The following is a 250-nucleotide window of genomic DNA, read 5'->3' as shown; positions in this document are numbered from 1 at the left end:
CAGCTAGCTCAACTCAAAGGACATCAAGAACAGGTCTACAATGCCAGTTTTAGCCCAGATGGCAAGAATATTGTCACTGCGAGTTTTGACAAGACAGCAAGAGTGTGGGACAGCACTACTGGTAAACAGCTAGTTCAACTCAAAGGGCATCAAGATTGGGTCATCAATGCCAGTTTTAGCCCAGATGGCAAGCAAATTGTCACTGCGAGTGCTGACAAGACAGCCCGTGTGTGGGACAGCACTACTGGTA

Annotated in this window: 1 protein-coding gene; it reads left to right on the top strand. The window is 47.6% G+C overall.

Annotated features, from left to right (window positions below; genetic code table 11):
- Positions 1 to 250 (top strand): WD40 repeat domain-containing protein (locus tag ACM0OY_RS40650; protein ID WP_414574339.1); only part of this gene is annotated, 250 nt, incomplete at both ends.

It is taken from the genome of Nostoc sp. CCY 9925, assembly GCF_963920935.1.
GTDB lineage: Bacteria > Cyanobacteriota > Cyanobacteriia > Cyanobacteriales > Nostocaceae > Nostoc.
The sequence above is the reverse complement of the archived record's forward strand: the minus strand, read 5'-3'. Positions and strand labels throughout refer to the sequence as shown.